Genomic DNA, 14,984 nt, shown 5'->3' on the forward strand with positions numbered 1-14,984 from the left:
GGGATGGGGGCTTTCATTAAAACAGCGTCAGGATATAGAGGAGGACAAACAGGATGATCCAGATGATATCGACGAAATGCCAGTAAATTTCCGCCATGGATACGCCCGTGTGTTTGGTGGCGGTGTAATGGCCGGGGCGGCGCGATCGCCACAGTACCCCTAACATCATCAACACGCCGACAAAAACGTGCAAACCGTGGAAGCCGGTCATCACATAGAAACAACTGGAAAAGACATTTGCCGAAAGGCCATAACCTAACTCGGTATATTCATAAACCTGACCACCGAGGAATACTAAACCCATGATGATCGTGGCGATATACCAAAGGCGCATTTGTTGAACTTGGCCTTTTTTAATCGCGACCTCGCCCATGTGCAACACAAAACTACTGGAAACCAGAATAATTGTGTTGATCGCAGGTACAAATAGCTCCACTTCTGTGCCTTCTGGGGGCCAGACTTCGGCATTAGCACGGTAGATGAGATAGGCGGTGAAGATGCCAAAGAACATTAAAGATTCTGAGGCGAGGAACGTCATTAAACCCATGAGGCGATGATCGCCATGTTCACTATGGGACTCAGTGGTTGGGGTGGCGGTGGGATAGGCTCCGTTTTGAGCCGCGTCGAGGGGGGTGGTCATTAGGGCTTAGGGGGTAGGGGGTAGGGGGTAGAGAGTAGGAAGTAGGAGCTAGAGAGTAACAAATCACTTCCCACTTCCCACTTTCTACTTCATTTCTTTGCCGACTTCTGCCAAGATTTCCTCAACGGTGAGTTCGTTGGGTTCAAAGCTTTGGGTATCAATGCCGTAATCGTAGGGGCCGGCCCAGACGATGGGTTCTTCGTCGAAGTTTTCGATCGCCGGGGGGGAGGTGGTTTGCCATTCGAGGGTGAGCGATCGCCAGGGGTTGCGGCCGGCGGGTGCGCCTTGGCTCCAACTCCAGATCATATTAATCAAAAAGGGTAAGACGGAAATCCCTAACAGGATGGAGCCATAGGTGCAAACCTTATTGAGGAATTCAAATTGGGGGTCATACATGGCGACGCGGCGGGGCATCCCTTGCATCCCGAGGCTGTGCATCGGTAAAAAGGTAAGGTTAGTACCAATGAATGTGAGGATAAAGTGAATCCGCCCTAGGGTTTCGTTGTACATCCGCCCGGTCATTTTGGGGAACCAGTGGTAAATCCCGGCGTAGAGGCCGAAGACGGAACCGCCAAAGAGGACGTAGTGGAAGTGAGCGACGACATAATAGGTGTCATGAACATGGAGGTCAAAGGGAGCCGTTCCCAAGGTGACACCACTTAAACCGCCAAAGACGAACATCGCCAATAACCCAACGGCAAAGAGCATCGGGCTGGTGAACCGGATTTTACCGCCCCAAAGGGTAGCCACCCAACCGAAGATTTTCACCCCCGTGGGGACGGCGACGATCAAGGTGGAGATCGTGAAGAACATCCGCATCCAGGGGGGTGTGCCGCTGGTGAACATATGGTGAACCCAGACGAATAGACCAACAACGCAGATCGCGAGACTGGAATAGGCGATCGCCTTATAGCCAAAAATTGGTTTCCGGGAATGGGTGGAAATGATTTCCGACATTACGCCGAAAATGGGCAGGATCATCAGATATACCGCCGGGTGGGAATAGAACCAAAAGAGGTGCTGATACACCACCACATCCCCCCCCATTTCTGGGCGGAAAAAGCCAGTGCCGAAGTTGATATCAAACAACAGCATGATCAAGCCAATGGCTAAAACCGGCGTTGAGAAAAGGGCGAGGAAAGAGGTGGCCACCATGGCCCAACAAAACAGGGGCAGTTCATCCCATTGCATATTGGGGGTTTTCAAGTGGTAGACCGTCACCAAAAAGTTCAACGCCCCCAAAATGGAGGAAGTCCCGATCAGGGCAATGGAGAGAATCCAAAAGCTTTGGCCCGTGGGGCTGGTGACGATACTCAAGGGTGGGTAGGAAGTCCAACCGGCTTGGGCCCCACCGTAGAGGAAACTCATCCCCAGGAATACCGCTGCAATGGGGTTGAGCCAAAAGGCGATCGCATTCAAATTGGGGAAGGCCATATCCTTGGCCCCAATCATCAGGGGAACGAGGTAATTCCCAAATCCGCCAATGGCCGCTGGCACGATCCAAAAAAAGATCATTAATGTGCCGTGGTTGGTGAGCAATGTGTTGTAAACGTCGGGACTTAATAAGTCCGGATCGGGGGTGGCCAGTTCTGCTCGCATGAATAGGGCCATCACCCCTGCCACGAGGTAGAAGAAAAAGGCGGTGACAAGGTATTGAATCCCAATCACCTTATGGTCGGTGTTGTAGAGAAAATAATGATACCAAGACCACTGTTCTGGATGGGCGTGGCCTGTGTGTTCTTGAGGGGGTGGGGATTGGAGGGGAAGTTGTGCTTGTGCCATACCAAGTTATTTACAAAAGATGAGGGGCAAAAAGGACAGTTCTAGAGGGTCTTCAACGTTTTTGGTGATAATTTAAACTGATATAAAAATTGGAACCCTCGATTTAGGAGCGTTGGCGTAAGCCTGCCGGAGGCACAAAAACTTTTCGCCCCTAAGCACATCCAGTATCCAAATTTAGCCAATTTCACCATATTTTCTGAAGACCCGTTAGAGATGGGTGTGGGCGGCAATGGCGGGCCCAACGTGATCCATATCGAATTGACGGGTGAAGGCCGCTAGGCGGTCTACATCATCGTAGTGATGGCTATCGGTGTTCATCGCCACGGTTTGCTCTAGACCAGGAGCCTGGGCAACGGTGTTCGACTCCACCCAAGCCTGATAGTCTTCTGGGCTATGGACGATGATTTGCGATCGCATCCCCCCATGGTAAGAGCCACAGAGTTCGGCGCAAACAATCGGATAAGTACCTGTTTTAGTGGCGACAAACCGCAATTGGGTTTGCTGACCGGGGATCACATCCTGTTTAATCCGGAACTGAGGCAACCAAAAAGCATGGAGTACATCCTTCGCTTCAAGGTTCAGTTTCACATCCTGACCGAGGGGTACATGAAGTTCCCCAGAAATAATTCCTGTCTCAGGATAGGTAAAGATCCAAGCGTATTGCATCGCCGCCACATCCACATTCAGATCCGCTGGCCGCACCCCCATCTCGGCATTAGCCCCTAAACCATAGGTGACATCACCGGACTGGGCTAAGAGGGGGCCATCACTACCGGGGAGGCTGGCCACCTGTACAGGAGCATGGCCATGGTGGGCCATGTGGCCGCCAGCATCAAAGCCGCCCATTTGGTTATAAACCTGGACGCTGTAGATGCCTAAACCGATGACAATAAAGGCGGGGATTGCCGTCCAAAAGATTTCCAGGGAAAAGTTACCCATGACGGGCTGACTGTCGGTTTCATCCCCGGGCCGGTGGCGAAATTTAATCAACGTGAAGACGATCGCCCCCTCCACGACTAAAAATAAGGCGGTGCCAATCACCACCATGATATTGAACAGATCATCCACCAGGGGGGCCTGGAGGGAGACTTGTTCCGGTAGGAGGTTGTTATTTTGCCCGTACCAAATGCTGATCCCCGTCACAGCGACACCAATGACGAGGGTAATTAATGTACCGGGAACTGTTTCTTTTTCGTTAGCCATAGAGATTAAAGGTCATAGACCCAGGATTGCGGGATGGGCAAGGGGCAAGGGGCTTGGTACTGAGCAGATCCTCGCCCCGGAGTCTCCCCTTAGAATTTAACGAATTTCTTGTTTGACAATGCAGTCAATCCGACAGGAATCGTTAATTTTTAAGGTTATTTTACGGTTCCGATGCTTTTTAACACCCCTTTTTCTGTTTGTTGGGGGACGATATCGAGGCGATCGCTCTCGGCGCAATAGGCTAAATCCTCATCGAGGCCCAGACGGAGCAAACGCTGGCCGTGACTGGCTTGGCGGAAGAGGCCCACCAGATCATTTTGCCATTGCTGGTAAAGGGCGATCGCCCCTAAAACTTCATCATTGCCTAACATTTCTGCCCCCAATTCCTGATAAAAGGGGAGGGCGATCGCTCCGGCGCACACCGTATCCTCCAGGGAATAGCTCCCCTCCCACCCAGAACCCACCAACCAAAGGGTTTCCGGTCGATGTTCCCGTAGGGCATTGACCACCGCTTGACGGTTCACCTGAGCCGCAGTAAACACAAGGGGCGCATCCTCCACCGCTTGCAATGCCCGCGTGCCGTTGGTGGTGCTGAGAAACAGCCGTTTCCCCCCCACCACGTCCGGCGTACAAACCAGGGGCGAATTGCCCATTTCAAACCCCTCCACCTGACGGCCCCCTCGCTCCCCCGCCCGTAACCGTTGGTCAGCGGGCCAGGTTTCGCTCACCTGGGTGAGGATGTCTAAATCCCGGAAGGTTTGCACCGCTTCGGCTCCGGCGGCTAGGGCCGTGGCGATCGTCGTTGTGGCGCGTAACACATCAATCACCACCGCACAGGCAGGGAGGTGATCCGTAGGGGTTAATTCGGGGGTGTGGTAAACGAAGATTTTCACAATGGTTTTTTTCCGGTGTGATCAAGGGCCAAAACCTATCTTAAGGGTGAAAGCTGCCCCCTCTCACCAACTTCAAGGTTAAGGCTCAGGTTAGGAATTCCCCCTCAGTCCCTTGGTCAATCGGTGCAGAAACGGGGATTAAAACTCTAAAATAAAAGCAATTCACCGTTAGAGACTTGGCCCGGCCCCATGAATAAGCATTTTTCCCCCAGAGCAGCAGTCCGCAAAACTTGGTATTTCTTTTTGGGGATGGCGCTTGTTGGTTCACTGCAATGGGCTAGCCCGATGGAGGCGATCGCCCAAACCGAACCGAAAACCCTTTCCTATAGCGAGTTGCTCCAGCGCGTCGAAGAGGGCCAAGTCCAAAGTATTGAATATGATCCCGCCACGGGGGTGGCGAAGGTGATCCTCGCTGGGGAAGGCAATCAACCCCATACGGTTGATCTATTTACCGATAACCCCGAATTAATCGAGAAGGTACGGGCGAAGAATTTAGAATTTTTGGTGAAGCCTTCTACGGATCACAGTGCCACCTTTGGCGTATTGGTCAATTTGGCGATGCTGTTTATTATCTTTGCTGTGGTGGTGATGGTGCTGCGGCGATCGGCGGCTTCCTCAGGACAGGCATTTTCCTTTGGGCGATCGCGGGCCCGCTTCCAAATGGAGGCGAAAACCGGCATTGTCTTTGATGATGTGGCGGGTATTGACGAAGCCAAGGAAGAACTGCAAGAGGTGGTGTCTTTCCTGAAAGAAACGGAACGATTCACGGCGATCGGGGCGCGGATTCCCAAAGGTGTCCTCCTCATTGGCCCCCCCGGTACAGGTAAAACCCTCTTGGCTAAAGCCGTCGCCGGAGAAGCCGGTGTACCATTCTTCAGTATTTCCGGCTCTGAATTTGTGGAAATGTTCGTCGGCGTGGGGGCTTCCCGCGTTCGGGATCTCTTCAAAAAAGCCAAAGAAAACGCCCCCTGTTTAATCTTCATTGATGAAATCGATGCGGTGGGCCGCCAACGGGGGACAGGCATCGGCGGCGGCAACGATGAGCGGGAACAAACCCTCAACCAATTGCTCACGGAAATGGACGGCTTTGAGGGCAATACCGGCGTAATTGTCATTGCTGCCACTAATCGCCCCGATGTTTTAGATACTGCATTGTTACGACCTGGCCGGTTTGATCGTCAGGTGACGGTGGATCTCCCCGATCGCCAAGGCCGGTTAAAAATCCTCGAAGTCCACGCCCGCACCAAAAAAATGGCGGAGGAGGTTTCCCTCGAAGTCCTCGCTCGCCGTACTCCCGGTTTAGCGGGGGCCGATTTAGCCAACGTTTTAAACGAAGCCGCAATCCTCACCGCCCGCCGTCGTAAATCGGAAATTTCCACCCTAGAAGTAGATGATGCCCTCGATCGCGTCACGGTGGGTTTAAAACTCAAGCCCCTCCTCGATAGTAAGAAAAAGTGCATCATTGCCTACCATGAGTTAGGCCACGCCCTCTTGATGACGTTACTCGAACACGCCGATCCCCTCAATAAGGTGACAATCATCCCCCGTTCTGGGGGCATTGGCGGCTTTGCCCAACAGGTTCCCGATGAGGATATGGATATCGGCCCCACCCGTTCTTGGTTGTTGGACTTTATCACCATTGCCTTAGGGGGCCGGGCCGCTGAGGTGGAAATTTTCGGGATGGCGGAAATGACCCAAGGGGCCGCCAGTGATATCCAACAGGTGACGAAGTTGGCGCGGGATATGGTGACACTCTATGGGATGTCAAATTTAGGTCAAGTAGCCCTAGAAATCCCCAATGGTCAGGTCTTTTTAGGGGGGAATGATTGGAATCGCTCGGAATATTCGGAGGAATTGGCGGCTAAAATTGATCAACAGGTGCGGGCGATCGCCTCCCACTGCTACGCCGAAGCCCGCCGCCTGATCCGCGAACACCGTCCCCTCTTAGATCGTCTCGCCGATATCCTTTTGGATCAGGAAACTATCGACGGGGAACAATTCCGAGAAATCGTCGCAGAATACACCCAGTTACCCCCCAAACAGCAAAAACTAATGGTGGCCCAACTGTCCTAAACCGCCCATGTAGGGGCGAAAAAACTTTCGCCTCCCATAGGTGACTTGCGGTTTGAAAAGATAAAAACAAAATTTCCTAAAGGATGACTTTAATGAAACTAGATCGTATTACCAGCAATCCGAAACGCATGAATGGGCAACCCTGTATTCGTAATCTTCGCCTTACTGTTCGTCGGGTTATTGAACTACTGGCAACTTATCCTGACCGGGAAGAATTATATCAAGAATTTCCAGAACTAGAGTACGAAGATATCCAACAAGCCTTAATTTTTGCCTGTTCTTACTTGGATGATCGGATCATTGAACTCCATAATCCTTATGAAACTGTTGCTTGATCAGGGACTACCACTATCTGCGGCAGCATTATTACGTGATGCAGGAATCAACACTATCCATGTGGGTGAAATTGGGATGTCTGAAGCCGAAGACTCAGACATTATCCAGAGAGCTAGAGACGAGAGGCGTGTTGTTGCTACGCTTGATGCGGATTTTCATACATTGCTGGCTCTTGATATAGCAGTTAATCCCTCAGTTATTCGCATTCGGGTTGAAAGATTACGTGCCAAGGCACTCACAGATCTTTTGTTAACAGTAGTTGCTGAATGTTTGGAAGATTTGGAACAAGGAGCAGCCATTACAGTTGACTCAAGCCGTATTCGTGTTCGTCGTTTACCGTTAGTGCATGATGTCTAACAAGCCCATTGCACACCAACTGTATTTAGTCTTTTGCTGGCATCGCAGCAGTTGGTACTGGCGATGGAACGGGAACGATAATGATCCGTTGGCGGATATCTTGCTCGATCAAGAAACCATCGACGGGGAACAATTTCGCGAAATCGTCGCAGCATACATCCAGTTACCCCCCAAACAACAAAAACTGATGGTAGCCCAACTTTCCTAAACCGAGGTTAAGCCGATGAAAATTACGGAGCGATCCGCTCAAATTTGGTCTCTGTTGGCTTTGGCCGCTGATAACCGCCAAATTCTTACATATAAAATGGTTTATCAGCTTACGGGCATGGCCATATCGGGTCTTGGCAAATGTTTAGAGCCAATCCAGTCCTATTGTTTGTTAAAGGATCTGCCACCCTTAACCATTCTTGTGGTTAATCAGACGACCGGTTTACCGGGTGCTGGTTTCACGGCGGCTGAAGATATTCCCAAGATGCAGCTTGCTGTCTTTAGCTATGATTGGTTGGCCCATGGTGCGCCGAAGATTGAAGATTTTGACAATGCTGTTATACAGTTGCCCTCTAACGGCTGCCAAAATCTTTAAGTGGGTTTGGTGGGGATTTTTAATGTGGTTCTGAGTTGAGGAGCATTGCTAAAGGAAGGAATTATGAGTGATTTAACTCACTTTCCGCAGGTTGACATTTTATTTTTACTGTGCATTACTAAATGAAATCGCTGTAAGCCTTGTGAGAAGAGACTTCTGAGATTTGCCAATTTTGAGAACTCAACGAGTAGCTTAATGTTCCGTAATAATTTGAGCGGCAACATCCAAAGTCGAAACCTGCCATTTTTCAAGGCTTTCAGGAAGCAAAAAATGAATGCACACTTTATTTTATTTGTCAACCTGCGGAATGTCGGATTTAAGAGCATACATTTCCAAGCGTCGAGCCAATGATCCGGTTTTCGACGAAGGATTTAATGAGAGGTATAAAGCCTTTAAGATTGGTGCGTTGTTAAAGCAGGCTCGCGAACAATCTGGCCCGACTCAAAGAAAGATGCTAGAAAGGCTGCATCCTCAAAAATCAGCTATTTTTTGTATTGAGAACCCTGCTGAGGATATTCGGCTATCGCCCTTAAACTGAGGTTAAACTGATGAAACTGCCTCGAATTGCCCAGATGGTTTTGGTTTTGGCCCTGCTCGGCTTGGCGGCTTGCCGGTCGGAAAAACTGGGCTACGCGGTTCGCGGCCGCGAGGTTTATTACCGACACCTGGAAACCGGCAAAGTTATTCCTGGGATTTGGGCCTTTCAAGAAACCGTTGAAACCTTAGTACCGGGAGCCGATGGCAAGACCTTCCAACGGATCGAAGGTTCCCCTGACTATGCCAAAGATGCCCAGCAGGTGTTTTACCAAAGTCAGCCCATTGCCGGGGCAGAGGTGGCAACCTTTCAATGGGTTCATGGTTACTATGCCAAAGATGCGCGTCAGGTGTATTTCATGGGGACTGTCGTGGTAGGTGCAGATCCCGCCTTTTTCAAAATGCTCTGGTTGGACAGCGTGGCGGAGGACAAACGGGACTGGTATGTACAGGGGAATCCGGTGGGGATTCGCGATCGCCCTTCCCTAAAACAGGTGGTTGACCTCAATCAAGTCACCTATGCCGATGCCAATATCTGGGCCTACGACAAATACAACTACTATGTCGGCAATTATCATGGCATTGAAGCGGTGGCGATCGCCGATCCCGCCACGTTCCAAGTGATGGAAAACGACAGCGACTACGCCAAAGACGCAACCCAAGTTTACTACCTCGATCGCATCGTTCCACAAGCCGATCCGCGCACCTTCGAGGCGCTGGGCCACCGCTATAGCAAGGATGCCCACCACGCCTACTACAATGGCTATCTTTTTGAACCTGCCGACGTTGCCAGCTTACAAGCTGTTGGCCGCGACAAGTTTGATCTTTACAATCAAGCCGACACCTATGCCAAGGATGCCCAGCGGGTTTACTGTGGTATGGGCGTTGTGGAGGGGGCGGATGTGGCGACATTTGTTGCCGATGAGCAGGGGGTTCGGGATAAAAACAAACGATATTTCAAATGTAGCCCCATGGAAGAAGCACCAAAAACGCCTTCGTAGGTAAGATAGTGCTAGCAATGGGAGCCGCTAGGTTTTTGTAAATCAGGGAGTGTCTTCAACAATGGGTAAAAATTTACATTTAATCGCGATTTTCACGGTTTTGCTGAATCTGTTGCTCAGTACCTCGACCTATGGCAAAGGTGAAAAAAACGTGATGGAGCAATCTTCTCCTGTGATGGCTCAAAACGAAGAGGAAGAATCTTGTTCTGAGGATGATGAAGAAGACTCGATCACTGACCGGATGATTTTTTTGAGTGGTTATATTTCCGATGGAACTGCAAATACTGTTATTTCACAACTTCTAGAACTGGATGGGGAAAATCCGGATCAAGATATTTATCTCTATATCAGTTCTCCGGGGGGATCGGTGTATGCAGGCATGGCAATTTATGATGCGATGCAATCGGTTCAAGCGGATGTGGTGACGGTTAGCATGGGATTATCCGCATCAATGGCTGCTATTTTACTCGCAGCGGGAACACCGGGAAAACGGTTTGCCTTTCCCCATGCTCGCGTCATGATTCATCAACCGTTTAGTTTTGCCATGGGTAATCCTGAGGATATTGAAATTGAAGCAAGGGAGTCCACTTATTTGATGAATTTACTGAATAGTTTATTGGCGTTTCACACTGGCCAATCGATCACTGCAATCCGCCGAGATACCGAACGGGATAATTATATGAGTGCTATGGAGGCGCAAAATTACGGCATTATTGATCGCGTCATTGAACAACATCCTATGGTGCGATCGCAGTGATGAACCTCGTTGCTTTGCCTTCTCTGCACAAGAGGGGAGAGCATTAATCTTCCTCCTCTTCCTCGCGGCGGAACTCCTCGGGGAGGTCGATAAACACTCGCTCCCCAGCGGTTAAACCACTGAGCACCTGGGTTTGCTCCCCGATCGTGCTGCCCAACACCACCGGGCGGAACACCGGGCGATTTTGGGTATCCGCCACCATTACCCCCGTTTCCCCCTCTTCCCGGACGATCGCCACCGTGGGAACCACTAAACTGCGGGACAGTTGTTCTCCTAAAAAGGTGAGATCCACATTCATCCCCGGCAAAAACGCTTCAATGGCTTTTGGCTCCAACACAATCCGCACCTCAAAGGAGGTCACGTTTTGCTCAACGATCGCCTCCGGGGCAATCAGCCGCACCCGTCCCCGAAACCGCTCATCGGGATAGGCATCGGCAATAATCTCTACAAACTGCCCCAATTGCAAACGGGTGACATCAATTTCCGGGACTTTGGCAAGGATTTCTAAGCCTTCAGCGAGGGCGAGGATCGAGGTGGCGGAAGAAGAAGCAGCGGTAGATCCCGATGTGGTGGGAGTGACGAAGGCTCCAGGGGTGGCATATTTTTGGGTGATTATGCCATCAAAGGGCGCGGTAATTAGGGTTTTTTCAAACTGAACCCGAATTTCTTCCACAGCGGCTTGGGCAGCTTCAGCACCGGCTTGTAGACTGGCAATTTCGGCGGCGCTGCCTTGTTCGGCTTGGTTGAGGGCGGCGCGGGCCTCAAAGACAGCGGCTTCCAGTTCTTGGATTTCTGGGCGGGCGGTTTGCATTTCCCGACGTTGGGACTCTTGGGCCCGCAGGACATCAGCTTGGGCCCGACGCAGTTCCACCACGGCATCATCAAAGGCGTTGTTGGAAATGGCCCCCTGTTCTGTGGGACTGATGTAGCGGTCTACCCGTTCTTGAGCGCGGTTCGCTCGCTCGGTGGCGGCGACTAATTCGGCATTGGCTTGTTGGATTTCGGTGGGGATGCGGGCTTGGGCCTGTTGGAGGCGAGATTGTGCGCCAATGAAGCGGGCGCGGGCTTGTTCAATGGTGCCGGGGCGGCGCAGTTCTGCTTCGCGGAGGTTGGCGATCGCCTGTCGAAACCGAGCTTCCGCTTGGGCCCCTTGGGTGAAAATGGCCGCATTATCCATCACCGCCAGGCGTTGCCCCTGCTCCACCTGCACCCCTTGATCAACAAGGAGTTGGCGCAATTCCCCCGCTTGGGTGGGGCTAATATTGACGCTGCGAATCGGCACAACCGTGCCGCTGGCTTCAAACTGAATTTGCAGGGAGGTGGTGGTGACGGGAACGGTGTAATCTTCGAGGATCGTATTACTTCCTAGCATGGTTCGGTAGGTGATCAGACCCACGCCGATAATGCCAACACCCGCTACGCCAACAATCCAAGGGAGCAGGTTACGGGATTGCAAAGGAGGGGAGGCAGTCATAGGAATTAGAGCTAAATAAATTGTGGGGAAAGAATTTTAATTTGATGGGAAGCCCCAGGCAACGCACCGCCTAATCGTTTAGTTTAGACTATCGCGCTTCGAGATCAACGGTGGCGTGATTCTCTAGCTCTTTCTTCTCCACGGCAGGAGTGGGGAGTGGGGAACAGGGAAATTTTGGGCTTGAGATGGGGCAACAGTATGATTGAGGCGGATCTCTGAATATCTCGATTAAGATAGGAGGAACCACTGCTGAACTTTATTGGAACGACTGTGCCGAAGCGAAACTGGATTTTTTCTCTGGTGGCGATCGCCGCTGCCTGGCCCCTTGGCCTCCCGGCGTTGGGTCAAGCCCTTTTGCCTTACCGGGTTGATCTTAATGCCCAAAACCTTGAAGATCAAGGGTTAGCGATGCTGCAAGATGCTGTGCAGTTGACGCGGTTTGAGCAGTATGAACTGGCCTTTCCTCGGGCCAAGCTCGCTGCCCAACTGGTTCCTAAGGATTTTCGGGCTTGGTTCCTCTTGGGTAGCCTCTATCTCCAGGAAGAGGATTATCCAACAGCGGTGACTACTCTCGAAAAGGCTCGGGATTTGCTACCCTCTGGCAATGTTCAGGAACGAACCGGGGTGCTGTTCATGCTGGGGTCTGCTTATTTCCAAACGGAGGAATACCTGAAAGCCAAGCAGGTGTTTCGCCAAGGATTGGGAGAAAATGAAGAGTCCTTAGAAGCTTGGTTTGATCTGGGCAATACCCATTACAAACTTCAAGAATATGAAGAGGCGATCGCCGCTTATGAAAAAGCCATCGATTTGTCCAATGAGTTTTGGCCAGCGGTGAATAATATTGGCCTGGTTAAATACGAAAAGGGAGAGATCCCTGCCGCCATTGAAGCTTGGGAAGCGGCTTTAAAAATTGATACCAATGCCGCTGAACCGATGCTGGCGATCGCCGTTGCCCGTTATCGTCAATCCCCATCATCAGAGGCAGTTCGGTTAGGGCGCATGGCTCTATCCCTGGATCCGAGTTATGGCGATTTAGATTTTTTACGGTTGAATCTTTGGGGCGATCGCCTCATTGAAGATGCCGCTCAATTCCTCGCTGTCCCTGCCATCCGCACACAACTGAGCAGCAGCACCCCATAAACAGAGGGCGTTCCCTCTCCTGTGGAACATCTCAACAACATCGCCAATCCTGAACCCATCCCCCTTGGGGTAGGTGAGGATTGGGTCTGTATTATTTCCCTTCCTCACCGCCACAGGGGGAGGGAGTTTTACCATCGTTCATGTAGTGATGAACTTGGGCCACAAAACTTTCATGATCCACCACTGGCTTAGGAATATAACCATCTGCGCCACTTTCTTTTAAATAGCGTTCGCGATCGCCCGGCATATTAAACGCCGTCACCAACACAACGGGAATCTCGGCAGTTGTCGGGTTAGCTTTCAGGAGTTGCGTAATATGAACCCCACTCATGGCTTTGCCTTCGTAGAAGCTATTGGGTAAACCGATATCCATGAGAATGATATCGACATCTCCCTGTTGCGCCGTCTCTAACACATCATTCACATCTTCAGTACAGCGCACTTCAAAATTGCCGCGTTTGGTCAATACCCGGGAAAAGACCAAGCAGTTCATCGCATCATCTTCAACAATTAAAATCTTGGACATGGTGGCAAGGGAGGGCAATGGGTGGAACGCAGGGAGCCAGCAGACCTGATTCACTCTCCCTTAAACGCTATTATCCTAATCCCTAATCCCAGCAACCCAAGGAGGATCCGGATTAAACCCATTGTAGCGATGGATACGAGTGGACAATGGGGCCCTAAGGCACATCATTGCTTTATTCCACCCGATGCTCCGATCTGAATTTTTTACGGCTGTTGGCGGATAAATTTCCGTCAATATACTGAACACAGACAGCGATTTTTGGTAAATCCTTAAGAAAAATCAACAGGGAAAGACTGCATCATGATCCGTTGTTTGGTTCAGGGATTTATCGCCTATGGGATCCTCTCTAGTCTGGCGTTATCATCTGCTTTAGCCCAATCCATTACCGCTGCGGCCGATGGCACCAACACAGCGATCGCCCTCCATGGTTCAACCTATACCATCACCGGAGGAACCCCAGCGGGCCAAAACCTCTTCCACAGCTTTCAACAATTCGGCCTCACCCCGGGGGAAATCGCCCATTTCATCACCCAACCGCACATTCAAAACCTATTGGGGCGGGTTGTGGGGGGCAATCCTTCGGTGATTGAAGGGCTGATCCGTCTTTCCGGGAGTGGGGCGAATCTTTTTTTGGTGAATCCGGCGGGTTGGGTGTTTGGCTCTGGGGCGCGGCTGGATGTACCGGCGAGTTTTAATGTGGCGACGGCGGATCAGGTGTTATTGGATACGGGGGTGTTTAATGCGACGGGGGGGAATCATTGGGGGACGTTGGGGGGGAATGTGGTGGGTTGGCGATTTAACAATGCCACGACGGGATTTATTGTTAATCAAGCTCCGTTAACTGCACCAGGGGCGATCGCCCTCCTCGCTCCGGTGGTGATCAATACGGGCCATCTCAGCAGTACCAGCCCGATTACCCTCGCCGCCGTTCCAGAACCGGGGATCATCCGGCTTTCTCAACCGGGATCGCTGTTATCTTTAGAAATCAATCTCAACCCGGCGGCTCTCGCCACGCTCACGCCGCTGGCCATTCCCCAACACCTCACCGGCCCCCTACCCGCGCAATTTGCCACCCGACCCGGTAGCTTGGGGGTTAGTGGTTCTTTCGCCACGGGGAATCAAGGTCAATTGTGGGGCGCGTCGGTTGATCTGCATCAGGCCAAAGTTTGGTCGGGGGGGAATTTAGCAATTATTGGCGGGGAAGTGAAGATCACAGGCAGTGATCTGGAGAGCCAAGGTGCCATGAGCCTCTTCGGCCGGGGCCACGATGGTAGCGTGGGCAATCCCGGCGGTACAGGGATTTTCCTGGATCGCAGCTATCTAGAAACGACTCAAGGGGCGATTTCCTTAACGGGCATTGGTGGCCAAGGCGGGGCAGGGGTTGATCAACCCGATGGCGCAACGGGCGGGAAAAATCATCTTGGTGGCGCGGCGGGTTTAGTGGGCGGTACAGGGGGTGCAGGGGGTACAGGGATTCTTCTACGGGCTAGTCGCCTTCAAAGTGTCTCTGCTACTTTAACCGGAACGGGAGGCGATGGCGGCCAGGGCGGGGCCGGCGGCGGCGGTGGGGGTGGCGGCAGTAATGATGAGGGGAGTTCAATTCTCACAGGTGGCTTGGGTGGACAAGCCGGAGGGATGGGCGGTAATGGTGTTGGGGGAACGGCAGCTAATCCAGGGGGTGGTGG

The 14,984-nt window shown here is 51.7% G+C and carries 16 protein-coding genes; 10 read left to right on the forward strand and 6 right to left on the reverse strand.

The features are described from left to right. Positions 1–16: 16 nt before the first annotated feature. The 4 genes from VB712_RS06480 to VB712_RS06495 form a co-directional block, all read right to left on the reverse strand. Positions 17–640, reverse strand: coding sequence for a heme-copper oxidase subunit III (locus VB712_RS06480; RefSeq protein ID WP_323253319.1), 624 nt, complete (start codon positions 638–640; stop codon positions 17–19). Positions 641–724: 84 nt separating this feature from the next. Beyond that, the gene (ctaD, locus tag VB712_RS06485; protein WP_323253321.1) at positions 725–2,422 is read right to left on the reverse strand and encodes a cytochrome c oxidase subunit I; all 1,698 of its coding nucleotides are present in this window, start codon (positions 2,420–2,422) and stop codon (positions 725–727) included. Positions 2,423–2,629: 207 nt separating this feature from the next. Then, positions 2,630–3,625 (reverse strand): cytochrome c oxidase subunit II, encoded by a 996-nt coding sequence (locus tag VB712_RS06490; RefSeq protein WP_323253323.1) that lies wholly within the window; start codon positions 3,623–3,625, stop codon positions 2,630–2,632. Between the two features lie 155 nt (positions 3,626–3,780). Then, positions 3,781–4,518, reverse strand: coding sequence for a 2-phosphosulfolactate phosphatase family protein (locus VB712_RS06495; protein WP_323253325.1), 738 nt, complete (start codon positions 4,516–4,518; stop codon positions 3,781–3,783). Between the two features lie 189 nt (positions 4,519–4,707). On the opposite strand from VB712_RS06495, the gene ftsH reads away from it, so the two are divergent. From ftsH to VB712_RS06535, 8 genes are all read left to right on the forward strand, one after another. Next, a complete protein-coding gene (gene ftsH / locus VB712_RS06500) occupies positions 4,708–6,591 on the forward strand; it encodes an ATP-dependent zinc metalloprotease FtsH (protein WP_323253327.1) in 1,884 nt (627 codons plus the stop codon). A 92-nt stretch (positions 6,592–6,683) separates the two neighbouring features. Continuing rightward, on the forward strand, positions 6,684–6,926 hold the full coding sequence (locus VB712_RS06505; RefSeq protein ID WP_323253329.1) for a DUF433 domain-containing protein: 243 nt from the start codon (positions 6,684–6,686) through the stop codon (positions 6,924–6,926). After that, a complete protein-coding gene (locus VB712_RS06510) occupies positions 6,910–7,284 on the forward strand; it encodes a DUF5615 family PIN-like protein (protein WP_323253331.1) in 375 nt (124 codons plus the stop codon). The genes VB712_RS06505 and VB712_RS06510 overlap by 17 nt, the downstream gene beginning before the upstream one ends. After that, the gene (locus tag VB712_RS06515) at positions 7,277–7,492 is read left to right on the forward strand and encodes a hypothetical protein (protein WP_323253333.1); all 216 of its coding nucleotides are present in this window, start codon (positions 7,277–7,279) and stop codon (positions 7,490–7,492) included. Before VB712_RS06510 ends, VB712_RS06515 begins: the two co-directional genes overlap by 8 nt. A gap of 15 nt (positions 7,493–7,507) precedes the next feature. Next, a complete protein-coding gene (locus VB712_RS06520; protein WP_323253335.1) occupies positions 7,508–7,867 on the forward strand; it encodes a hypothetical protein in 360 nt (119 codons plus the stop codon). Between the two features lie 274 nt (positions 7,868–8,141). Then, positions 8,142–8,405: a hypothetical protein gene (locus tag VB712_RS06525; RefSeq protein WP_323253337.1), complete on the forward strand. Its 264-nt coding sequence runs from the start codon at positions 8,142–8,144 to the stop codon at positions 8,403–8,405. Between the two features lie 10 nt (positions 8,406–8,415). Further along, positions 8,416–9,402 (forward strand): DKNYY domain-containing protein, encoded by a 987-nt coding sequence (locus VB712_RS06530; RefSeq protein WP_323253339.1) that lies wholly within the window; start codon positions 8,416–8,418, stop codon positions 9,400–9,402. A gap of 61 nt (positions 9,403–9,463) precedes the next feature. Then, positions 9,464–10,159, forward strand: a complete 696-nt coding sequence (locus VB712_RS06535) for an ATP-dependent Clp protease proteolytic subunit (protein WP_323253341.1) — start codon at positions 9,464–9,466, stop codon at positions 10,157–10,159. A 43-nt stretch (positions 10,160–10,202) separates the two neighbouring features. Here VB712_RS06535 and VB712_RS06540 read toward each other — a convergent pair whose 3' ends face one another. After that, positions 10,203–11,633, reverse strand: coding sequence for an efflux RND transporter periplasmic adaptor subunit (locus tag VB712_RS06540; RefSeq protein ID WP_323253343.1), 1,431 nt, complete (start codon positions 11,631–11,633; stop codon positions 10,203–10,205). A gap of 270 nt (positions 11,634–11,903) precedes the next feature. On the opposite strand from VB712_RS06540, the gene VB712_RS06545 reads away from it, so the two are divergent. After that, positions 11,904–12,773 carry a tetratricopeptide repeat protein gene (locus VB712_RS06545; RefSeq protein ID WP_323253345.1) on the forward strand — a complete coding sequence of 290 codons (870 nt, stop codon included), beginning with the start codon at positions 11,904–11,906 and terminating at the stop codon, positions 12,771–12,773. A 91-nt stretch (positions 12,774–12,864) separates the two neighbouring features. Here the strand turns inward: VB712_RS06545 and VB712_RS06550 are convergent, their stop codons facing one another. Continuing rightward, entirely contained in the window at positions 12,865–13,299 is a 435-nt protein-coding gene (locus tag VB712_RS06550; protein WP_323253347.1) for a response regulator, read from the reverse strand. A 300-nt stretch (positions 13,300–13,599) separates the two neighbouring features. Here VB712_RS06550 and VB712_RS06555 point away from each other — a divergent pair. After that, the coding region (locus VB712_RS06555; RefSeq protein WP_323253350.1) for a filamentous hemagglutinin N-terminal domain-containing protein at positions 13,600–14,984 on the forward strand (1,385 nt) is incomplete at its 3' end.

Source organism: Spirulina sp. CCNP1310, from assembly GCF_034932185.1.
Classification (GTDB): Bacteria; Cyanobacteriota; Cyanobacteriia; order Cyanobacteriales; family Spirulinaceae; genus Spirulina.